Genomic DNA, 22,035 nt, shown 5'->3' with positions numbered 1-22,035 from the left:
ACCTTTTTTGATGAGAAAAATAGATGAACTACATGTGTTTTATTTACTGTGCCATAAATGGATTGGATACGATGTGTCCAGTCCATTTTTTTATCCAAAAACATACACCTGAGGATAACGAGTAAAATGAAGATAGCAAGTGCAACAAATAGGGGAGAGTTTACTTGGGCGAGTAAAGTGCGTCAATGTTGGTTTTGGCTTTTTCAAGGAACATAAAAAAAGCACATGTTTTAGAATAAAAGCATTTGGCTGTTTCTATCGTTTTTCAAGATCAGAACAATAATTGAGTGAGCCGTCGTACCATGAGATAAAACCGATATATTGAAGGAATGTAGATTTTCTTTCAAGTATTGGCTTATTTTTTTGCTATTAGATAAAAAGTTGGTCTTTCTTATTGGTTGTCAAAATGTGATGAATATCAGAAAATAGAACAATTCAAGAAAGCATTTGATTGGGGAGTTCATATACATAAAATTTTTAGCGAAACATTTACAGATAATGAAACATAACAATTATTTTATCAAATTTTTTTCGAGAAAAGAATGATGCTAGATTCTCGTTAAATGAGTGAATGTTATTGTCAGAACACGATGAAAGCAAGCTTTCTTAATTAAGAAAGTCGTTTCAAATTTAAACATTTATGTTATTTAATATTTTTTTAAAATAAAAAAGATTAAAAAAGTTTTCGCCAACAAACACTAGATATAGTGTTTGTTTTCTTATATACCACTAAAAAATCACAAAATCTAGTCTTTTATTTTAAAAAAACAAGTGTAAAATGAAGTTAGACTTTTGAGTTGGGATGTGTTTTTTTGAAACTAACAGTTTTTTGTGGCTCCCGTTTTGGTAATAAAGAAAGCTATAAATTTATTGCCCAAACGTTAGGAAAATATATGGCTCAAGAAGAGATTGAGCTGGTTTATGGTGGATCAGAATCGGGTATCATGGGAGTTTTCAGTCAGACTTTACTAGAAAACAATGGGAAAGTCACTGGTATCTATCCAACAGGGCTTTTTGATTCTGAGTTACCGAATACAAATGTAACAACTTTTATTCCTACCGAGACAATCGACGAACGAAAAGTATTGTTATTTGAACAAGGAGATGCTGTTTTGATCTTTCCTGGAGGATTGGGAACCTTAGAAGAGTTTTCTCAACTTTTATCTTGGATGGCCATTGATTTAACAGCGAAGAAACCGATTGGTATTTTAGATATCGGAGGATATTATGAAGGTTTAAAGACGTTATTAGAAACGTTTGCCAAAGAAGAATTTATGGATGCCAAATGGCTGGATTACGTCTTTTTTTCAAATAACCCATTAGAACTAGTCGATTTATTACGCGCAGAAGTAAGTGAAACACAACAATTATTAGAGGAGGCAAATTAATGAGTCAAATTTATTTAGCAGGTCCATTCTTTTCAGAGGAGCAAGTCGAGCGTGTTGCTCGTATCGAAAAAGCATTGGAAGAAAATCCAACGGTGACTGGTTTTTATTCACCAAGACATCATCAAGAAAGTAATTATGAAATGTTTAGTGCAGGTTGGGCACAAGAAGTTTATGAAAAAGATATGGCAGAACTAACAGCAGCTGATTACGTAGTAGCTATTTTAGATTATGAACATCAAATCATTGATCCAGGGACAGCTTATGAATTAGGGGCAGCGACAATGATGAAAAAACCAATGATTGTTTTCCAAGAAGAGACTGTTCCAACTAATTTGATGATTACTCAAAGTTTGCATACTTATTTAAAAACAGTTGACGAAGTACGTGACTACGATTTTAAAACATTACCAGTAACGAAATACGTAGGCGAGTACTTATAGAAATAGAAAGAGGAAGGATTGCATGTCAGTGATATTAATTTCAGGAACGATTGGTGCAGGAAAAAGCAGTTTGACAGATATGCTTGCGAAAGAAATCGACTCAAAACCATTTTATGAAAGTGTTGAGGACAATGAAGTGTTACCACTTTTTTATTCAAATCCAGAACAGTATGCTTTTTTATTGCAAATTTTCTTTTTGAATAAACGATTTTTAGCGATGAAAAATGCTTTAGTGGATGATGATAACGTGTTAGACCGTTCGATCTATGAAGATAGCCTGCTATTTCATTTAAATGCAGATCTAGGTCGAGTGACCGATATTGAAGTGCAACAATATGATAATTTATTGGATACGATGCTTAACGAGTTAGATGATGTTGCTCCTAAGAAACGTCCAGACTTGATGGTTCATATCAAAGTGTCCTTGGATACAATGTTGGATCGCATCAAAAAACGGGGTCGTGATTATGAACAGCTGGAAAGTGATGAGACACTTTATGACTATTATCGCTCTTTAAATCAACGTTATGATCAATGGTATGAAGATTTTGATGTTTGTCCGAAGATTCAAATCGATGGTGACCGCTTCGATTTTGTTGAAAAGCCAGAACATGCAAAAGAGGTCATTGAACAAATCCAACAAAAATTAGCAGAATTAAGCGATGTAGAGGCAGGGAAATACTTTACTGAGAATCAACATGCAAAAGGACAAGGACTGGGTCAGTAAACAGTCATAATGTTCCATTTAAAAAAGATGATGACATCGTTCATTTTAAGAAACAAGCTGGAAAACCTCCAAGATAGTCGAAACGATTTGGCGGTTTTTCAGCTTGTTTTTGATAGAGCGGTTCCTGAAAAGACATGATTCGAAAGAACACAGTTCGATAGTAATCAATTTATCAAGGAAAAATCTATTTTTGGCTAAGTGAAAAAGATAGTAAAAATAGATCAAAAGATTTGAACGTGTCTTTTGACCTCTTCAAATCTTTTGACCTATTGGTATCCTGCCATACTTATACAAAATAAGGCCGAGACTTTATTTAACAGTTAAAACATCCGCATGTCTTTCTTTCGTATAGGATTCAAATGACTTAAATGAATCTTTTACAGTTTTATGACAGTGATCGCAAATACTTAAGCTTCCTTGATCACTAAATTCGGTATGAATATTTTTACTGGTTGTACAAGTACAATAATCATGACTATCAAATATACTCATTTTTTTCTCCTTTATCACATTGTGCTTACCCAATATACCAGAAAGAAATGGCAGAAACAAAAAAATTAAGAGAAATTAACAATTTCTCTTAATTCCGGTTAATTCCTAGCGAGTGAGCCATGTCAGCTCTCGTTTTTTTGTACGAAGTGACAAGAAAACAGCCAGAACAGTTGCAAGTTTTTTCAAAAATAAAAGCTGTTCTAAAAGTTTTTCCTTTACTGATCAGGTCAAGTCGGTCTTTTTAGGTCTTTTACAAACTATAAATATTTCCGTCCTGATCTTCGATTCGGTAGTTTCCGATCTTTTTGAAGGTAACGGATACTTCTTTACCATCTTCTTTACCAGAGATGGTATAAGTGTCTGCTTCGGTCTTGATCTTGATATCATTGAGTACTGTTTTTTCTTGAGAAGTACTTGCGGTATCTTTTTCAGTTCCTGTATAGGTACGTGTCCATTCCATTTTATGATCGCTAAAAATGATTTGCCCACTGACTAAATTCATGTCTTTGCGGACTTTTAATGAATAGTTACTGTTACTGATATCCTCTTTTTCAGCTTGTAGAGTCGATGAATCTGTCATTTGGTCTGCTGAGTTACCAGATCCACCGAATAGGCTGCATCCTGATAAAGTAAAACAGCTGACAAGCGAAAGAACCATGATGACTAATTTCTTCAAAATATTTCCTCCATTGTATGATACAGCTTTAACTACAAACGGTGTGAATCCGCTAGTCAACCAAGTTGGCTGGGTTTCTGTCGTTGCGTTTACTGTGACTAATAAATTAGTATAGCTTCTATTATAAGATTTAGGAATACTAGCTTTTGTCTATTCCATTGAAAAAAGGTGGTTATGTCTCTTCTATTCAATCTCATTTCTTTACAGATGTCAACTCCCCTTCAAAAGAACTGGTTTGCTCAGTACAGCAAATAAAGTAGGGGTGTACGAGTCGTTTCCACTAAATAAAACGTTTGCTAAATTAACTTGTAACTGGTGTAAACGTTTGCTATATTGAGTAGGGAACAAGTATTATTTAGCAAATAAACTGAACTCTTTAATAGAAGGTGTGAGTGGATGACAAATTATCAATTTCCAAGTAATTTTTGGTGGGGATCAGCCGCAAGTGGCCCACAAACAGAAGGTCGTATTGCTGGCGATGGTAAAGGAGAGAATATTTTTGATTATTGGTTTAGCCAAGAACCAGAAAAGTTCTTTGATCAAGTAGGTCCTGAAAAGACATCACAAGTGTACACGAAGTATAAAGAAGACGTTCAATTAATGAAACAAACTGGACACAATAGTTTTCGTACTTCGATCCAATGGAGTCGCCTGATTCCTGAAGGGACTGGCGAAGTGAATCAACAAGCTGTTGATTTTTACCATGCGTATTTCGATGAATTGATCGCTAATGGCATTGAACCATTTGTGAATTTATATCATTTTGATATGCCGATGCCTTTGCAAGAAAAAGGCGGATGGCTTAATCGGGAAACGGTTGAAGCGTATGAAAGGTATGCTAAGATTTGTTTTGAATTATTTGGGACGAAAATCAAAAAATGGTTTACCCATAATGAACCAATCGTGCCAGTTGAAGCTGGGTATCTTTACCGTTGGCATTACCCGGAAGAGTCCGATATGAAAAAGGCGATCCAAGTAGGCTATCATGAAGCGCTGGCTTCTGCATTAGCCGTCAAAGCGTATCATTCCATGGCATTAGATGGCTCAATCGGAATCATTTTGAATCTAACACCAAGCTATCCTCGGGATGAAAACAACCCAGAAGATGTCAAAGCAGCTAAATTAGCTGATGCCTTTTTTAATCGTTCGTTTCTTGATCCAGCAGTTAAAGGTGAGTTCCCACCAGAATTGATCGCCATTGTGAAAGAATTAGACATGGTACCAGCGATGCAAGAAGATGACTTAGCGATCATTAAAGAAAATACCATTGACTTATTAGGGATCAATTATTACCAACCAAGAAGAGTCAAAGCGAAAGAAACACCGATTGATCATGAAAATGGACCAATGCCAGAAGATTATTTTGATAATTATGAAATGCCAAATCGTAAAATGAATCCTTATCGTGGTTGGGAAATTTATGAAAAGGGAATTTATGATATCTTAATCAATGTTCGAGACCATTATGGTAATATTGACTGTTTCATTTCTGAAAACGGTATGGGTGTTGAAAATGAAGCACGTTTTATCGAAGAAGATGGGATGATCCACGATGATTATCGCATTGAATTTGTCCAAGAACATCTAAAATATGTTCACCAAGCAATCGAAGAAGGTGCTAATTGCTTGGGGTATCATATGTGGACGTGTATGGATAACTGGTCGTGGACCAATGCTTACAAAAATCGTTATGGATTTATTTCCGTTGATTTAGCGAATGATGGTAAACGGACGATCAAAAAATCTGGTCACTGGTTTAAAAAACTATCTGATACCAACCAATTTACAATATAAAAAAGTCAACGTTCCTCTTGATCCGTTTAATAAACGGTCAAGAGGAATATTTTTGTTTGTTTGAAAAATTAGAATACAATGAAAACGCTTTTGAATGTATATAAATAAAGAATGTTATTTGATATCTTTATAAAGTAAGTATGCTTTTTAAGTGATTTTTTTATTTTTTATCAATTGTAACCGTTTCTATATGATTAAAATACGAACGTTATCTTTTTTGGAGGAAGTGTGAGCAGATGGTTTTCTTTTCAAGATATTTACACAGAATTAAATCAATCTACACATAGAAGCGTTAGCATTGATTATAAGGTAGAAATTATTAACACCTGTAAAAAGAAATTTTATTACGTGAGGGGCTATGAAAAATGATTGAGGTTATCAATCTGAAGAAAGTATTCGATAATGGGTTTGAAGCACTGAAGTCTGTTGATTTTCAAATCGAAAAAGGGGATTTGGTTTGTTTGCTTGGCCCTAGTGGTTGTGGAAAATCAACGATTTTGAATTTGATTGCGGGGTTATTAAGCCCTAGTCATGGGGACATTCGTTTTAGTGGAGAGTCGGTGGTACGAACGGAACCGAAAGATCGGAATATTGGTTTTGTATTTCAAAATTATGCTTTATACCCGCATATGACTGTGGTTGAGAATATTATGTTTCCATTGACGGTTGGCGAAAACAAAATCAAAAAAGCGGAAGCTAAAAAAATATCACAGGAATATATGAAACTAACGAATATCGAAGAACTCCAAGATAAAAAACCAGGGACTTTATCAGGTGGACAACAACAACGTGTGGCTATTACACGAGCCTTAGTCCAGAAACCAGAAGTTTTATTATTAGACGAGCCCTTAAGTAATTTGGATGCACGCTTGCGATTAAAGATACGAGAAGAAATTCGTCGTTTGGTAAAAGAAGTTGGAATCACTACGATTTTTGTGACGCATGATCAAGAAGAAGCACTTTCGATTAGTGACAAAATCATTTTACTGAATGAAGGTGTGATTCAACAAAATGATATTCCGCAGAATTTATACTTAGACCCGGCTAACCTGTTTGTTGCCAATTTTATCGGTAACCCGATCATCAATACGTTACCGGTCGAGGTCAATGTTCGTGAAGGGAAAATCAGCCATACGGATTTTCAAATTCCTCTGACGAAACTGGAATCCGCTCAATTAAGAAAACCATTAGTGGATGGAAAATATATCTTAGGGATTCGACCAGAAGACGTTTTTCCAACGACTAACGGATTGTTCGAAGTACAAGTTTCTGGAGTTGAATTGATCGGACGTGAACAGATTTTGAATTTTTCGCTCGCTGCGAAACGTCTGAAATCGATCGTTAGTATTGAAAAACTCATCGAGGAAGATACGGTACTCTCTTTTGATTTCCAGTACCATAAAATGTTTCTTTTCGATGAAGAAGGGGAGCGGGTGTACTAATGTTCAAAAAAGCATATGATCCAGAAAATCAACCGAAAGCTTGGTTCTTCTTACTGCCATCATTGGTCATTATTGTTTTGTTCAGTATCTATCCGTTGTTCCGTTCACTAGCGATGAGCTTTCAAAAAGGCTCCTTAATCAATCAACAATTTGCAGGAATTGAGAATTATCAGCGTGTGTTGTCAGACCCAGTCTTTATCAAAGCATTAAGAAACACCGCATTGTTTGCTTTTTCAGTTGTTCCTATTTCATTGCTCCTTTCACTGGGAATCGCTTGGGTGATCTTTGAAAAAGTGAAACATAAGACTTTTTTTGAAACGATTTTTTTCATGCCTTATGTGACAAGTACGATTGCTATCGGGATCGTCTTTCGCTATTTTTTCAACGGGTCCTATGGGCTCATTAATTATTTGCTGAATTTTTTAGGATTTGAATCAATCAATTGGTTAGATAATGTTTCGATGAGTATGACAACGTTGATCATCTTTGGGGTTTGGACCAGTCTCGCATTCAATATCATTATCTTATTGGCTGGTTTAAGAAATATTGACGAAGAGCATTATAAAATTGCTCGAATGTTTGGAGCAGATGCTTGGGAGATTTTTAGTCGGATCACGTTTCCTCAATTGATCCCAACGATCACCTTCTTGTTGACTGTCAATATCATCGGAGCGTTTAAAGTCTATACTCAAGTCTATGCTTTGTTTGGTGGGCAGCCAGGGATCGCCAAAAGTGCTACGACAGCGGTCTTTTATATTTACGATAAATTCCACATCGCTGGTCGACCAGGGATCGCTATGGCGGCGACGGTCATTTTGTTCCTCGTCATTTTACTGATCACATTTATTCAAAATAAATTGTTGAAGAAAGTAGGGAGAAGAGGATGAAAAAAGTTGTTACAGGACTCTCATTGCTATTTATCGGAATTTTAGGGATCGTAACGATTTTTCCATTTATTTATATGATTTTAGCTGGGTTGATGACATATAGTGAGGCAACGAGTATTCCGCCAACCATACTGCCAACATCATTTCAATGGGGAAATTATACGGAGGTATTTGAAAAAGCGCCATTTTTACGTTATTTCTTCAATACCGTCTTTGTTTCGTTAGTAACTACGATTGCTACAGTCATCACATCTGTTTTAGCGGCTTTTGCGTTAACAAGTCTGGAATTTCGTTTTAAAAAATTGATTATCGGGATCATGATCTCATTACTAATGGTTCCTTATGAGTCCATTATTTTTACGAATTACAATACGATTTCACGAATGGGATTACTAAACAGCTATAGTGCATTGATCATTCCTTTCTTGACCAGTATTTTTTATATTTATTATTTGAACGGGTATTTAAAGAGTATTTCCAGTACCTTTTATAAAGCAGCTAAAATCGATGGTGCCAGTGATCTAGAGTATATTTGGAAAATTTTAGTGCCGATGTCTAAACCAGCATTAGTCACGGTGGGTATCTTGACGTTTATTTCAAGTTGGAATTCATTTTTATGGCCACTGCTTGTGACGAACGAGAAAAAATTCCGCCTGTTAAATAATGGTTTAGCTGCTTTTACCTCTGAAAGTGGGAGTGATGTTCATTTACAAATGGCGGCGGCGACGTTAACAGTTATCCCGATTTTGATTATTTATTTGATTTTTAGAAAAGAAATTATACGAGGAGTGGCGAAAAATGGAATCAAAGGATAAAACAGTGATTACTTTCCATAGCGGAATCTTAACGATCGGTGGAACGATCATTGAAGTTGCCTACCACGATTCACACATCTTTTTTGATTTTGGCACAGAGTACCGTCCAGAATTAGACTTAGCTGATGAATCTTTAAATACATTGCTTGAACATCGATTGATTCCTGACTTGAATGGATTATATGATCCAAGGCTGTTTGATCAAGTACAGCACATACAAGCAGGAGAAAGAGAGCCGTATCAGCATACAGCCGTTTTCTTATCTCACGCTCATTTAGATCATTCAAAAATGATCAATTATCTTGATCCAGCAATTCCTTTATACACTTTAAATGAAACGAAGCAAATCTTACATTCCCTTCATCGAAACAACGATTTCTTGATTCCTTCTCCTTTTGAAAAAGAAGGGTTTATACGTGAAATGAATGGATTATCTCCTTATGAAACTGTCCAGATCGGAGAAATCAGTGTGGAGATTCTACCAGTCGATCATGATGCGTATGGTGCAGCTGCTTTACTAATCAAAACGCCTGACCGATTCTTGACTTACACTGGTGACTTGCGTCTTCATGGATATGACCGGCAAATGACAGAAACGTTTAGTCAAAAATCATTTCAGACTGACTTATTGATGATGGAAGGCGTCAGCATCAGTTTTCCTGACCGAGAAATAAGCGAACAAACGCCAATTGCTACGGAAGAAGAGCTAGTTCAGCGCTTTTGTGAACTGGTCGATCAATATCCTAATCGTCAAATTACTTTCAATGGGTACCCAGCAAACCTTAAACGCTTTGAAATGCTGGTGAAACAATCCCCGCGAACGATGGTTTTAGAAGCGAATATGGCTGCATTAATGAAAGAAGTTCTAGGAATGGATGTGCCCTATTACTATTTAACGGATAGTCCAGTCATTCCGATTCTTCAGTCAGAATTAGAATATCCCTACGAAGTTTTACGCAACGATGAAACAACTTTTGTTTGGCAAGTCGTTGATAATATAGAAAACTTGCAAGGAGGAGGTTTATACATTCATAGTGATGCCCAACCATTGGGAGATTTTGATCCACAATATGCTGTCTTTTTAAAGATTTTAGCTGAAAAGCAAGTTGAATTTGTTCGATTATCGCTGTCTGGACACGCATTTCCAGCTGATTTAGCTGAAATCATCGACAAGATACAACCAAAAGTGTTAGTGCCGATCCATACGTTAAAACCCGAGAAATTAGTCAATCCTTATGGAGAAAGAATTTTGCCAAAACGTGGCGAACAAATTATTTTATAAGAGAAAAGGGAGAGTAAAAAGAAGATGAAAATGAAAAAATGGGCTTCTGTGTTTGTGGCTGCAGCAGCAGTATTTGCGTTAAGTGCTTGTGGAAAGAATGAAAAGGTAGATAGTTCAAGTGAGGATATCGTAACAGAAATCAATGAAAAGACAACGATCAATTTTTGGCATGCGATGAATGGTGCGCAAGAAGAAGCATTAACGAAACTTACAGATGACTTCATGAAAGAAAATCCTAATATCAAGGTAGAGTTGCAAAATCAATCGCAATATTCGGATCTTCAAGCAAAAATCAATTCGACATTACCTTCACCTAAGGATCTGCCGACAATCACTCAAGCTTATCCAGGATGGCTATGGAATGCCGCTCAAGATGAGATGTTGGTTGATTTAAACCCTTATATCGAAAATGATACGATTGGCTGGAAGGATCAGGAAGAAATCCGTGATTCATTATTAGAAGGTGCTAAAATTGATGACAAGCAATATGGTATCCCTTTTAACAAATCAACGGAAATGCTTTTCTACAATGCAGATCTATTAAAACAATATAACGTTGAAGTGCCGACGACACTAGCAGAATTAAAAGAAGCTTCAAAAACGATCTATGAAAAATCAGATGGGCAAGTGGTGGGTGCTGGGTTTGATTCATTGAATAACTACTATGCGATCGGTATGAAAAATCAAGGTGTTGATTTTGACAAAGACTTAGCTTTAGATGGGAAAGAATCACAAAAAGTGATCGATTACTATGCTGAGGGCGTCAAAGATGGTTATTTCCGAATTGCTGGATCGGATAAGTACTTGTCAGGTCCTTTTGCAAATGAACAAGTGGCAATGTTTGTTGGCTCGATTGCTGGAGAAGGTTATGTGAAAAAAGATACTGAAGGAAAATTTGAGTATGGCGTTGCGCCACGTCCTGAAAAAATCAATTTGCAACAAGGAACGGATATCTATATGTTCAGTAGTGCCAGTGCTGAAAAACGCACAGCTGCTTTTGAATATATGAAATTTTTAGCGCAACCGGAAAACCAACTGTATTGGGCAAATATGACTGGTTATATGCCAATCGTTGAATCGGTTCTTGAAAGTGATGAATACAAGAATTCTACAGAAACAAAAGTACCACAATATTTAGAAGCAGCTACTTCTGATCTATTCTCGATCCCTGTGATTGAAAACGCAGATCCTGCTTATAATGAGGTACGTTCGATCATGGAAAACATTTTATCGAATACGAATCAAGATACGAAGAAACTGATAAAAGATTCCGTTCCTCAATTGGAAGATGCTTGGAATCAATAAACAATCGAACGAAAGAACGTTAAGAACGTTAGCTTGTTTGCTTTAGGCGGTTGTGACAAAAGTGTTTAACATCAAGAAATAAGAAGGAGTTTCCGAAATTTTCTTCTCAAATTTTGGGTCAATTTCGGCTTATTTTTCGAAGATGCTGCTTTTGTCTCGCTGTGAACAAGAGGCTGTGAGAGAAGCGTTCAACTCCGAGCGAATAAGAGAGAATTTTTTAAAATAGCTCCTCATATTTTAGAAAATCATCGCTTATTGTTGAGGAGTTGCTTCTTGAACGCCGTTTATTCGTTTTTAGAGAGACTAAAAGAGACTGAGGCAAGTTTTGGTTCAGTCGCATGAAATGGGAGACAAGTATGAAAATAACATTGTTAGCAACTAGTGACGTCCATGGATATATCTATCCAACGAACTATGCGACGGATCAAGAACAACCTTATGGCTATGCAAAAATTGCTAGTAGGATCAAACAAATCAGAGAAGCTAGCCCAGACCCTCTTTATGTCATTGATAACGGTGACTTCATTCAGGGGTCACCTTTTAGTTACTACTTAGCAAAACAACAAGATCACCACGTCTCAGAATTAACGAATGTCTTAAATGAAATGGATGTGGACGCTAGTATATTAGGAAATCATGAATTTAATTATGGCTTATCTTACTTAGAACAAGCTATCGCTAGTTATCAGCATCCTGTATTATCTGCTAATATTTTAACGAGCAAAGGCGATCCTTATTTTGGACAGCCCTATGTGATGATTGAAAAACAAGGGATCAAAGTGGCGATTTTAGGGTTGACCACGCAATATATCCCCCATTGGGAACAACCTGAAACAATTAAAGACCTACAATTTGTTTCTGCAGTTGAAGCAGCGAAACAGTATGTACCTAAACTTAGAGAATTAGCAGATGTAGTGGTTGTAGCTTATCATGGTGGATTCGAGAAAGATTTAGAGACTGGCGAACCCACCGAAGCATTGACTGGCGAAAATGAAGGCTTCCAACTACTCCAAGAAGTAGCTGGGATGGATGCGTTGATTACTGGGCACCAACATCGAGTGATTGCTGCGAAGGTAAATGGTGTGCCGATTATCCAACCGGGCTATCGTGGCGAATTTTTAGGTAAAATCGAATTATCCTTGGAAAGAACAGTTAATGGCTATCGTGTTTCGGACGGAAAAGCAGAACTGATTTCCTTAGTAACTGACGAGGCAGATGAAGATATTCTTTCACTTGTTCAAAAAACAGAAAATGAATTGCAAACATGGCTTGATCAACCAGTGGGAGAGGTACAAGGAGACATGAAAATCACTGATCCGATGCAAGCACGAATCGTGGAACATCCTTATATTGAGTTTATTAATCAGGTGCAAATGGCTGCCAGCGGAGTATCGATTTCTGGAACGGCTCTGTTCAACAATGAAGGTCAAGGATTCAATGAAACTATTACAATGAGAGAAATTATTACCAATTATATTTATCCTAATACTTTAGCAGTTCTTAAAATTACAGGACAGGATCTAAGAGATGCCTTAGAACAAACAGCAAACTTCTTGGCAATAGAATCAGGCGAGATCGTATTTAATCCTGCGTTCATTGAACCTAAACCACAGTATTATAATTATGACATGTATGAGGGCATTGATTATGAGATCGATTTACGTCAACCAGTAGGGCAAAGGATCACTAAATTAGCCAGAGCAGGCAAACCGATCCATCCTGAGGAAGAGCTGGAAGTAGTCATGAATCAGTACAGAGCGGTCGGTGGTGGGAATTATCACATGTTCTCTGCCGATAAAATCATTCGTGAAATCCAAATCGATATGACTGAACTGATTGCTGATTATTTAAGAAAACATCAACAAATTCATGCTGAAGTGAATCATAACTTTCGGGTAATCAAGTAAACAAGGGGGACAGAAATTAGTGAAATCTGTCTATTCAAGTCTATTCAAGAAAAGAGCAAGCCAAAACGAAGGTAAATAAATCGAAGCATGCAATTAACAAAATTGTTTATCAAAACTAATCCAAAAGGTAATTGTTGTAAATGATTAACAGTCTCAAGTGTTGTAAGTTTCAGGTTATTTTCAATGTACTTATAACGTTTTTTTGGTGAAAGTATGATCTTAGAAACGTTCTAAATTTGCTTTACTATAAATTTAGTTACAACCTTTTTTATAAAACGATCCATCAGTATGGGTTATTTATAAAAAAATTTTCGTTATTTAATATCTTTTTTTACTTTTTTGTCTTTACTCTTCATTTTTTGTATATAATGGAATAGGCAAATTTGAATGGGAGTGGAGAAAGGTATGAGAAAAAAACGTCCTTTTCTTCTCTTTTGGTTAGTTGGTTTTTTCTTACTGCTTTTTTTATCAGCCGCAGTTTCAGGAAAAATGACAGCAGATATCGCTCAACTAGAAACAGAAAAAATCATTGCAAGTAAAGAATCAGTAGATAAATTTAAAAAGGAATTTTCTACTTATTGGTGGAAGGATTACAAGATAGTAGCCAACTATGATAAGGGAGAATTAGAGCTTTATTTGCCAAAAGACAAGGAAAGTAATCAGTTTATCAATATTGATGATGTCTTAAGTGCTATTTCGTTAAGACAATATCAATTCAACGATAAACATTTGACCGTCTTACTTTTAACCAATGACGGAGAAAAACTAGCTCGATTAAAGAACGGAAAAGTAATAACCAGCTATTCAGATAAGGTGAATCGTGAGGTTGTTAGTACCCGTCTGAAAGATTGGATAAAGATGAATAAAGAAGTCAAAGAAAATTCTGATACGACTCAGGAAAGTTCTTCTGAACGTTCGGAAACAATTCAAAGTACGACCCAAAGTAAGTCCAAGACACAATCGAGTCGTACAACTAAAAATAGCACAAAAAACAGCAAAGCAAGTCAGCAACAGAAGGCAAAGTAACACGAGTATTTTAGTAAGAGTACGCAAACTGGGAAATAGATGAGACAGCCCGTCTTTTCCAGCTCAAGTACTGAGAGGTGCATGATAGTCATTCATTTGAAATGATGAAAGTTCATTTGTTTTTACTAAGTTACTGTTTTCTGCTGAATATTTGACTGATTGTTCTTGCTTCATTCGATAACTAGAACTATTGTAGTTCAGGTTGACCAAAACAAAAACAGCTAACAAAAACTCCTCAGGATGGACATATTTAGTCTGAGGGGTTCTTTTTTTTGGCATAGATATCCATAATTGCTCCCTTCATTTCTAAAAAAAATCTTAAAATAACCCTTTTTTTAGGAAATTTTCATTTTTTAGGAGCAGAATAAAAAAAAATAAAAGAGAGAAGTGATACTTGTGACACATTTGAAAAAATTGTGCCAAAATCGTTTGCTGATTGTTTTGACAGCTAGTTTTTTCTTTTGGCTGAAAACGATCTTTGCCTATTACGTTGATTTTTCATTGGGCGTTGAAGGCAGCATCCAATACTTTATTCTGTGGATTAATCCAATTGCAACGACATTGTTGTTTTTTGGTTTAGCATTATATATAAAAAAATTGAAACCCGCATTGATTGTTCTTTTAATCATTGATATTTTAAATACGCTTTTGCTTTATTTGAATATTATTTTTTATCGAGAATTTACAGATTTCGTGACCGTAAAGTCTATTCTAGGCTTTTCTAAAGTTTCACAAGGTTTATCAGGAAGTTCCTTTGCATTAATGAGACCTCATGACATTTTGTATTGGTTGGATATATTAGTATTTGTAGGACTCATCATCTGGATGTTTGTTAAAAAAATACCAGTAAAAAGTCCTGCAGTCTCTAAACCAGTGGCGATCGCAGTTACTTGTCTGTCAGCGTTGATTTTTTCAGGAAATTTAGCGCTTAGTGAAGCAAATCGTCCCCAATTGTTGCAACGGACGTTTGACCGTTCTTACATCGTCAAATATTTGGGAATCGATGCCTATACTATTTACGATGCTATCAAAACAGGGATGACAAGTAGTGTTCGTGCGCATGCAAGTAGTAATGGTGTGGAAGAAGTGAGAAAATACACCGAAAATCATTATGCTGCTCCTAATCCAGCAACATTTGGCGTGGCTAAAGGGAAAAACATCATTGTCCTGCATTTAGAAAGCTTCCAACAATTTCTAATCAATATGAAGGTAGATGGTCAAGAAGTAACGCCATTCTTAAATAGTATCTATAAGAATCAATCAACGATCAGCTTTGACAATTTCTTCCATGAAGTTGGACAAGGAAAAACAAGTGATGCAGAAAATATGTTAGAGACGGGAACTTTTGGTTTACCACAAGGTTCTTTGTTTACCGAGCTAGGTTCAGATAACACGTTCCAAGCTGCTCCAGCAATCTTGGCGCAACAGCAAGGCTATACGAGCGCGGTTTTCCATGGGAATGTCGGGAGCTTCTGGAACCGAGATCATGTGTATAAAAATTTAGGCTATGACAACTTCTTTGATCGTTCTTATTTCAATAGTTCAGATGAAACGTTGGGATATGGTATTTTAGATAAGGACTTATTCAGAGAATCAGCTAAATATTTGGAACATTTACAACAACCGTTCTATACTAAGTTTCTTTCGGTAACTAATCATACGCCATACTATACAGACGATAAACATTTTAATTTCCCATCATTGAAGACTGGCAATAGCAGAGTAGATGATTACGTCCGGACAGCTCATTATTTAGATCAATCGTTGGAACAATTCTTTACGTATTTGAAAAAATCCGGTATCTATCAAAATTCGATGTTTGTCATCTACGGAGATCATTTTGGAATATCCAATACGGATAATAAAGACTTGGCGAAAGCCTTAGGAAAAGACCCTACTACTTGGGATGATTTTGATAATGCTCAAATGCAGCGAGTGCCATTGATGTTCCACATTCCAGGTTATAAAAAAGGTGAGATCAATCATGAATATGGTGGCGAAATTGATGTGTTACCTACCCTGTTACACTTAGTAGGAATCAATGATAAAGACTATATCCATTTTGGTACAGATTTGCTTTCACCACAGCATGATCAGTTGGTTGCCTTTAGAAATGGTAATTTTGTGACACCTAAATATACCGTTTTAGATGGAAAAACTTATGATAACCAAACAGGGGAAATCATTGATCCTAAAAAAGCTGGTATCCAAAAAGAAGTGGAAAAAGATCAGAATCAAGTCAAAACGGCTTTAAGTTTATCTGATAAGTTGAATCAAGAGAATCTATTACGTTTCTATGTACCAGATAACTTTAAAACGATTGATCCTAAAAAGTATGATTATAAAAATGATGCAGAGAAAAATGAAACCATTGAAAAACAAAAAGGAAGCAAGTCCACGAGTGTTTATTCTAAAAATGGAAATAAAACAACGACTAACCTTTACCCTGCAGAAACAGATGAGAATAATTAAATGAATAGTTGATAAAACTTCCAAAAAAGTCGATTTGTTTTCACTTTTTTGGAAGTTTTTTTTATATAATTCGTAAACTTTTTTATTTTAGCGTATGTAATTAGTGAAGGAAACAAATTTTTTACAGCGATTCTTTTGGAAGTGAAAAATCCGAGGAAATTTGGATAGGTGTAAAAAATGATGGCTGAATTCAGTTGAATCAAATAAAAATAGAAAAGGAAAACAGGATAAACTTGTCAGCTATAGGTTGACCGAAGAATAAAAATCAGAAACAACAAGGAGGGGAAACGTTTAATCAAAACAACAACTGGCAATGAACGAACATGTACATATAGAAGCACAGATCCAAGCAGCTAATTTATTTTTCAACACTTTGGCTAAACATTTCTTATCATACAAACGGTCATGTGATACGTGTTGTAGAAGTGTTACAAGAAGGATGAAAGATCAACTGTTTCGTACATGGCACTCACTCAGTTATTGGTTTTGGTAACGATCAATTATGTATGATGGAGAATTAATCAAGCAACTTCGAGTGAATCGAAAGTTGACACAAACACAGTTAGCAAAGGGAATCTGTTCTAAAACATCTCTAGTAGGAATCGAAAATCATACCGTAAAGAAGATCTCTTTTTGTACACTAAAAGCCTTCTTGGAACGCTTAAATATTTCTTTGGCCGAATATGAATGGTTACGTAATCAGCTTGAAGAACCCAAAAAAACGAAGAAAAGTCGGCATCTTTTAAATAAAATCCAAGAAGAGAACTTTGATCCTTATAAGGAAATTGCCAACAACCGAAAGCAATATAAAAAAACAGCTGATTTATACTATTTAATGTTAAATCTACAGATGTTTTGGCAGACGAATGGAAAAATGGAGTTGCAATTAGAATTTCTAGGATATGAGTGTCGTACGATTGAAGAATACTTTATGAAAATCAGGGAATATGGTCATTTTGAGTTAGATATTCTTTCCAAGTATCCCTATATTTTCAGTGATTCATTTCTAGACAATCATTACTTGAAAATCAAAAAAAGAATGCGACAAATGACCGATTCTTTGAATGAAGACTATTTATTTACATTTTTAATGAATCTCACGCTTTATTATATCGATAAAAAACGTTTCAAAAAAGCGCGTAGTATCAACCTCGATATGTCTCGCAGTTTGGCACACAAAGAAAAATCAACAATCATTTATGAAAGTTTGATGACAGAATACTACAGAAAGCTAATTGCACAAGCCTTAGGTGAACCACTTTCAAAAGAGTTGAATACTTTTTTTACGGTCATCGAATATACCCTAGGCAAGAAAGAGCGCAAACGTCTTGAAGAGAAACTCTTGGAAGTGATAAAAGAAGAAGAGAAAAAAATGATGTTGTTTGAACAGATTGCAAAAATAGAACAAGAATAAGTAAGACAAGTGAATAAGAGTAGAAAAGACCTTGCAACAATCATTGACTAAACGAACTGTCAGGTACTTTTCTGCTCTTTCACTCAACTATCAGTAAGAGCAAATCTGTTTGGTCATTCAGGATGAACGATCTCAGATTTTTGCTTTTTTGTATCGAATAATGGGAAAAAACGATTGATTTCATTGGTTGCAGCATCTCTTGAATCAGATGCATGAATGATATTTTCAGTTCCAGGTAAGGCATAATCTCCACGAATCGTTCCAGGAACAGCATCTACAGCTTTAGTTGCACCGACCATCTTACGGACGATATCGATGACATCCTCTCCAGCTAAAACAAGATAGACTACTGGTCCCGAGGTCATATAATCAATCAATTCATCGAAAAAGCTCCGACCACTTAAGTGATGATAATGCTCTTGTGCGAGTTCTTTTGTCATTGTTGCAAACTTCATTTCAGTAATTGCTAATCCTTTTTCTTCAAATCGTTGGATGATCCGCCCAATTAAATGACGTCTGACACCATCCGGTTTGATAATGACCAATGTACGTTCCATCTGATACACCCCTTTTTTTGTTATACCTTTATTATACTGGTGTCTGAGTAAACCCACAATCAAAGTGAAAAAGCTGATCAACATGCGGGCTATTAAATTCAATAAGAATTTTCTAATCCCATCAATCAAAAACAATTTATTTACCATAAATGTTTGGAAAAAGCAAAAAATAAGTTTGACAATCGGTGCATAAGTTGTTATATTTACGAAGGAAAACTAAATAGGATTTGTTAGGTGAGGCTCCTATACAAACACAGGCTACTGCCCAAAAACGTCGAGAGACGCCAATGGGTAGAACAGGAATTGTCGAGACAAGGCTTTTCATAAGGTAGCTAAAAGCAAGGAATTGCTTTTTACGTTGTACAGTGTCAAAACTCAACGATGAGATCAAAGAAGCTTTTTTTTATGTGCTTTTTCGACCTTTCGCTGAATTTTTGATGAAAGGTCTTTTTGTGTTGAAACAATCCTAACAAACAAAAAATGGAGGTGGTTTCGTTGGGAAGTTGATGCTTTTAAAACGAAAGAGAAACAAGAACAATTTTATCAAGTTAAAGGAGATGAGAACAAATGGATGACAGTCCTGCGAAGAAAATAATGCGAGAGAAATTGCTGGCTGAGGCTATTATCTATCTGTTTTCAGCCCCTTTAAATACAGCATTTTCTCCATTACTCAACTAACTAAAAATAACCCAGCTTAAATAAGTATTGCTTATATTTACTGGGTCTAAGGAGAAAAATGAGATGGAAAAAAAGAGAGATACACAAAAAATGTATGCTGCATTTGCAGGAAAGACAAAACAAGAATTATTGAACTTCTTTCATTCGACTGATCAAGGAATGAAAGACGAACAAATTGAAGAATCAAGAGAAAAATATGGTGAAAATTCAATCTCTTATGGGAAGAAAACACCCTTTATTGTAGAAGCTTTAAAAGCTTATATTACACCATTCACCTTGGTATTGATTGCACTCGGAGTGATTTCATTTATCACAGAATACGTGTTAGCCGCTCCTGGGGATAAAGATTTATTTGGAGTGATTATCATCTTTACGATGGTCATCGTCAGTGGAACGATGACGTTGGTTCAATCTGTTCGCTCTAACCAAGCCGCAGAAAAATTAAAATCATTGGTAAAAGTAACCGCAGCAGTTAAACGTAACGGTGATTATACTGAGATTCCAATGGAAGAAATCGTTTGTGGAGACCTTGTTCGATTATCAGCAGGTGATATGATTCCTGCAGATATGCGTCTGTTGTCAGCCAAAGATTTATTTATTTCACAAGCTGCCTTAACTGGTGAAAGTTACCCTGTCGAAAAGCAAGCGATTGTTTACGATGATGAGACTTTGAGTGAAACTAGTTATGAAAATTTGGCTTTTATGGGAAGTAACGTTATCAGTGGGAGTGCTGAAGGTATTATTGTATCTGTTGGTAATGAAACATTATTTGGACATGTGGCTCAAACGCTCTCTGAAAAACCGATCAAATCAAGCTTTGAAATTGGTATTCATAAAACATCCATGTTATTGATCAAATTCATGGCTTTAATGGCACCAACAGTTATCGTTATCAATGGGTTGACTAAAGGGGATTGGCTGGAAGCTTTTCTATTCGGTTTATCTGTAGCAGTCGGTCTTACACCTGAAATGTTACCAATGATTGTTACTACGAACTTAGTTAAAGGCGCTAGTGTGATGGCGAAAAAAGGAACAGTCATCAAAAATTTGAATGCGATCCAAAACTTTGGTGCGATCGACGTGTTATGTACGGATAAAACTGGGACATTGACTCAAGATAAAATCATTTTAGAATACCACATGGATTGTTCTGGTAAAGAAGATGATCGTGTTTTACGCCATGCGTATTTAAATAGTTACTATCAAACAGGATTAAAAAATCTGTTGGATGTAGCAATTATTGATGAAGCCAAACAAACATTAGCAACCGATAAAATCAATTACCGAAAAGTGGATGAAATTCCATTTGACTTTGAACGTCGTCGGATGAGTGTCGTTGTAGAGGACACCGCAGGTAAAACACAAATGATTACCAAAGGTGCGATCGAAGAGATGTTGAGTATCTCTAATTACATCGACATTGATGGGATCGTTAGTCCATTAACCAATGAAAAAAGAGAATCAGTTCTTGCTAAAGTGAGAGATTTAAATGAAGATGGTCTACGTGTAATCGGAGTGGCCCAAAAAACAAACCCAAGCGTAGTTGGCGAATTTTCAGTGAAAGATGAATCAGATATGGTATTGATTGGATACCTTGCTTTCCTTGATCCTCCAAAAGAAACGACGAAACAAGCACTAAAAGCATTGAAAGATCATGGTGTCGCAGTCAAAGTCTTAACTGGTGATAATGAATTAGTCACTCGTTCGGTTTGTCGTCAAGTGGGTCTGGAAATTAATGAATTGATCACTGGTGAAAAGATTTCAGAAATGGATGATCGCGAATTAGCACAAGTTGCTGAAAATCATGAAGTATTTGTTAAATTGAATCCTCAACAAAAGGCTCGTTTAACGACAGCTTTACGTCAAAATGGCCATACCGTGGGCTTTTTAGGCGATGGTATCAATGATGCACCGGCAATGAAAGTAGCGGATATCGGTATTTCGGTTGATACAGCAGTAGATATCGCAAAAGAATCAGCCGATGTGATCTTACTAGAAAAAGATTTAACGATTTTAGAAAGAGGTCTTTTATCTGGTCGAGAAACATTTGGGAACATCATGAAATACATCAAGGCAACTGCAAGTTCAAACTTTGGGAATATGTTCTCCGTCTTAGTTGCTAGCACATTCTTACCATTTTTACCAATGTTGCCACTGCAAATTCTCTTTTTGAATTTGATTTACGATGTGTCTTGTATCTCACTTCCATGGGATAAAATGGATAAAGAATATCTACATGAGCCTAAAAAATGGGAAGCATCAAGCATTGGGAAATTTATGGTGTATTTTGGACCTACGAGTTCGATTTTTGATATCACTACCTACTTATTGATGTACTTTATCATTTGTCCAGCAGTTGTAGGTGGAGATTTCCATACATTAGATGCACAACAAAAGATCGTATTTATTGCGTTGTTCCATGCAGGTTGGTTCGTTGAATCATTATGGTCACAAACATTAGTCCTACACGCACTACGGACACCAAAGATTCCATTTATCCAAAGCAATGCGACATTTGCGATGTTTACGATTACGACATTAGGAATCGTTGTAGGTTCGATTCTGCCATTTACAGGCTTTGGTGCAGAACTAGGTTTGATGCCGTTACCAGGAACTTACTGGACTTGGTTAGTCGTAACGATTTTAGCTTACTTGACATTAGTGACAATGGTCAAAAAATTCTATATTAAAAAATTCGGCGAACTATTGTAATGGTTGATGAATGAACACCGT

General features: G+C 36.0%; 18 protein-coding genes and 1 riboswitch. Of the genes, 14 read left to right on the top strand and 4 right to left on the bottom strand.

What is annotated here, in order from left to right:
• The first annotated feature begins 812 nt into the window (after positions 1 to 812).
• From AB3I12_RS06690 to AB3I12_RS06680, 3 genes are read left to right on the top strand one after another with little or no spacing between them, the layout of a single operon-like run.
• Positions 813 to 1,388, top strand: coding sequence for a TIGR00730 family Rossman fold protein (locus AB3I12_RS06690; RefSeq protein ID WP_063626655.1), 576 nt, complete (start codon positions 813 to 815; stop codon positions 1,386 to 1,388).
• A complete protein-coding gene (locus AB3I12_RS06685; protein ID WP_010719926.1) occupies positions 1,388 to 1,828 on the top strand; it encodes a nucleoside 2-deoxyribosyltransferase in 441 nt (146 codons plus the stop codon). Before AB3I12_RS06690 ends, AB3I12_RS06685 begins: the two co-directional genes overlap by 1 nt.
• 22 nt (positions 1,829 to 1,850) lie before the next feature.
• Positions 1,851 to 2,555 carry a deoxynucleoside kinase gene (locus AB3I12_RS06680; RefSeq protein WP_010719925.1) on the top strand — a complete coding sequence of 235 codons (705 nt, stop codon included), beginning with the start codon at positions 1,851 to 1,853 and terminating at the stop codon, positions 2,553 to 2,555.
• Positions 2,556 to 2,864: 309 nt separating this feature from the next.
• Here AB3I12_RS06680 and AB3I12_RS06675 read toward each other — a convergent pair whose 3' ends face one another.
• The gene (locus AB3I12_RS06675; protein WP_010719924.1) at positions 2,865 to 3,047 is read right to left on the bottom strand and encodes a hypothetical protein; all 183 of its coding nucleotides are present in this window, start codon (positions 3,045 to 3,047) and stop codon (positions 2,865 to 2,867) included.
• 250 nt (positions 3,048 to 3,297) lie between these two features.
• Positions 3,298 to 3,723: a hypothetical protein gene (locus tag AB3I12_RS06670; RefSeq protein ID WP_063626657.1), complete on the bottom strand. Its 426-nt coding sequence runs from the start codon at positions 3,721 to 3,723 to the stop codon at positions 3,298 to 3,300.
• Between the two features lie 396 nt (positions 3,724 to 4,119).
• Here AB3I12_RS06670 and AB3I12_RS06665 point away from each other — a divergent pair, with 396 nt between their 5' ends.
• The 8 genes from AB3I12_RS06665 (at position 4,120) to AB3I12_RS06630 (ending at position 14,181) form a co-directional block, all read left to right on the top strand.
• Positions 4,120 to 5,517 (top strand): glycoside hydrolase family 1 protein, encoded by a 1,398-nt coding sequence (locus AB3I12_RS06665; RefSeq protein WP_063626659.1) that lies wholly within the window; start codon positions 4,120 to 4,122, stop codon positions 5,515 to 5,517.
• A 365-nt stretch (positions 5,518 to 5,882) separates the two neighbouring features.
• Positions 5,883 to 6,959 (top strand): ABC transporter ATP-binding protein, encoded by a 1,077-nt coding sequence (locus AB3I12_RS06660; RefSeq protein ID WP_010738341.1) that lies wholly within the window; start codon positions 5,883 to 5,885, stop codon positions 6,957 to 6,959.
• On the top strand, positions 6,959 to 7,846 hold the full coding sequence (locus tag AB3I12_RS06655) for a carbohydrate ABC transporter permease (RefSeq protein WP_063626661.1): 888 nt from the start codon (positions 6,959 to 6,961) through the stop codon (positions 7,844 to 7,846). Before AB3I12_RS06660 ends, AB3I12_RS06655 begins: the two co-directional genes overlap by 1 nt.
• Complete coding sequence (locus AB3I12_RS06650) at positions 7,843 to 8,661, top strand: carbohydrate ABC transporter permease (protein WP_053765872.1); 819 nt, start codon at positions 7,843 to 7,845, stop codon at positions 8,659 to 8,661. Before AB3I12_RS06655 ends, AB3I12_RS06650 begins: the two co-directional genes overlap by 4 nt.
• Positions 8,645 to 9,943: an MBL fold metallo-hydrolase gene (locus tag AB3I12_RS06645; RefSeq protein ID WP_063626663.1), complete on the top strand. Its 1,299-nt coding sequence runs from the start codon at positions 8,645 to 8,647 to the stop codon at positions 9,941 to 9,943. Before AB3I12_RS06650 ends, AB3I12_RS06645 begins: the two co-directional genes overlap by 17 nt.
• A gap of 24 nt (positions 9,944 to 9,967) precedes the next feature.
• Positions 9,968 to 11,248, top strand: coding sequence for an extracellular solute-binding protein (locus AB3I12_RS06640; RefSeq protein ID WP_063626665.1), 1,281 nt, complete (start codon positions 9,968 to 9,970; stop codon positions 11,246 to 11,248).
• A 356-nt stretch (positions 11,249 to 11,604) separates the two neighbouring features.
• Positions 11,605 to 13,155: a bifunctional UDP-sugar hydrolase/5'-nucleotidase gene (locus AB3I12_RS06635; RefSeq protein WP_063626667.1), complete on the top strand. Its 1,551-nt coding sequence runs from the start codon at positions 11,605 to 11,607 to the stop codon at positions 13,153 to 13,155.
• Positions 13,156 to 13,560: 405 nt separating this feature from the next.
• A complete protein-coding gene (locus AB3I12_RS06630) occupies positions 13,561 to 14,181 on the top strand; it encodes a hypothetical protein (protein ID WP_010738336.1) in 621 nt (206 codons plus the stop codon).
• Between the two features lie 63 nt (positions 14,182 to 14,244).
• Here AB3I12_RS06630 and AB3I12_RS06625 read toward each other — a convergent pair whose 3' ends face one another.
• Entirely contained in the window at positions 14,245 to 14,460 is a 216-nt protein-coding gene (locus AB3I12_RS06625) for a hypothetical protein (RefSeq protein ID WP_063626670.1), read from the bottom strand.
• Positions 14,461 to 14,577: 117 nt separating this feature from the next.
• Here AB3I12_RS06625 and AB3I12_RS06620 point away from each other — a divergent pair, with 117 nt between their 5' ends.
• Together AB3I12_RS06620 and AB3I12_RS06615 are read left to right on the top strand one after the other, a co-directional pair.
• Positions 14,578 to 16,653, top strand: coding sequence for an LTA synthase family protein (locus AB3I12_RS06620; RefSeq protein ID WP_063626671.1), 2,076 nt, complete (start codon positions 14,578 to 14,580; stop codon positions 16,651 to 16,653).
• A 502-nt stretch (positions 16,654 to 17,155) separates the two neighbouring features.
• On the top strand, positions 17,156 to 18,067 hold the full coding sequence (locus AB3I12_RS06615) for a helix-turn-helix domain-containing protein (RefSeq protein ID WP_010738334.1): 912 nt from the start codon (positions 17,156 to 17,158) through the stop codon (positions 18,065 to 18,067).
• 113 nt (positions 18,068 to 18,180) lie between these two features.
• On the opposite strand, the gene ndk is transcribed toward AB3I12_RS06615, so the two are convergent.
• Positions 18,181 to 18,624: a nucleoside-diphosphate kinase gene (gene ndk / locus AB3I12_RS06610; RefSeq protein ID WP_010719910.1), complete on the bottom strand. Its 444-nt coding sequence runs from the start codon at positions 18,622 to 18,624 to the stop codon at positions 18,181 to 18,183.
• A 219-nt stretch (positions 18,625 to 18,843) separates the two neighbouring features.
• A riboswitch (M-box (ykoK) riboswitch) is annotated at positions 18,844 to 19,018 on the top strand.
• A gap of 347 nt (positions 19,019 to 19,365) precedes the next feature.
• Here ndk and mgtA point away from each other — a divergent pair.
• Entirely contained in the window at positions 19,366 to 22,014 is a 2,649-nt protein-coding gene (gene mgtA, locus AB3I12_RS06605; RefSeq protein ID WP_010738332.1) for a magnesium-translocating P-type ATPase, read from the top strand.
• Positions 22,015 to 22,035: the final 21 nt, after the last annotated feature.

It is taken from the genome of Enterococcus sp. C65, assembly GCF_040887165.1.
Classification (GTDB): Bacteria; Bacillota; Bacilli; order Lactobacillales; family Enterococcaceae; genus Enterococcus_B; species Enterococcus_B hirae.
Note: the sequence above shows the minus strand (reverse complement) of the source record. Positions and strands in the feature narration are given on the sequence as shown.

Coding starts and splice junctions, on each gene's coding strand:
- AB3I12_RS06665 (WP_063626659.1), top strand. CDS start 4,120: ATGACAAATTATCAATTTCCAAGTAATTTTTGGTGGGGATCAGCCGCA.
- mgtA (WP_010738332.1), top strand. CDS start 19,366: ATGGAAAAAAAGAGAGATACACAAAAAATGTATGCTGCATTTGCAGGA.
- AB3I12_RS06650 (WP_053765872.1), top strand. CDS start 7,843: ATGAAAAAAGTTGTTACAGGACTCTCATTGCTATTTATCGGAATTTTA.
- AB3I12_RS06685 (WP_010719926.1), top strand. CDS start 1,388: ATGAGTCAAATTTATTTAGCAGGTCCATTCTTTTCAGAGGAGCAAGTC.
- AB3I12_RS06630 (WP_010738336.1), top strand. CDS start 13,561: ATGAGAAAAAAACGTCCTTTTCTTCTCTTTTGGTTAGTTGGTTTTTTC.
- AB3I12_RS06645 (WP_063626663.1), top strand. CDS start 8,645: ATGGAATCAAAGGATAAAACAGTGATTACTTTCCATAGCGGAATCTTA.
- AB3I12_RS06675 (WP_010719924.1), bottom strand. CDS start 3,047: ATGAGTATATTTGATAGTCATGATTATTGTACTTGTACAACCAGTAAA.
- AB3I12_RS06625 (WP_063626670.1), bottom strand. CDS start 14,460: ATGCCAAAAAAAAGAACCCCTCAGACTAAATATGTCCATCCTGAGGAG.
- ndk (WP_010719910.1), bottom strand. CDS start 18,624: ATGGAACGTACATTGGTCATTATCAAACCGGATGGTGTCAGACGTCAT.
- AB3I12_RS06635 (WP_063626667.1), top strand. CDS start 11,605: ATGAAAATAACATTGTTAGCAACTAGTGACGTCCATGGATATATCTAT.
- AB3I12_RS06680 (WP_010719925.1), top strand. CDS start 1,851: ATGTCAGTGATATTAATTTCAGGAACGATTGGTGCAGGAAAAAGCAGT.
- AB3I12_RS06655 (WP_063626661.1), top strand. CDS start 6,959: ATGTTCAAAAAAGCATATGATCCAGAAAATCAACCGAAAGCTTGGTTC.
- AB3I12_RS06660 (WP_010738341.1), top strand. CDS start 5,883: ATGATTGAGGTTATCAATCTGAAGAAAGTATTCGATAATGGGTTTGAA.
- AB3I12_RS06640 (WP_063626665.1), top strand. CDS start 9,968: ATGAAAATGAAAAAATGGGCTTCTGTGTTTGTGGCTGCAGCAGCAGTA.
- AB3I12_RS06615 (WP_010738334.1), top strand. CDS start 17,156: ATGTATGATGGAGAATTAATCAAGCAACTTCGAGTGAATCGAAAGTTG.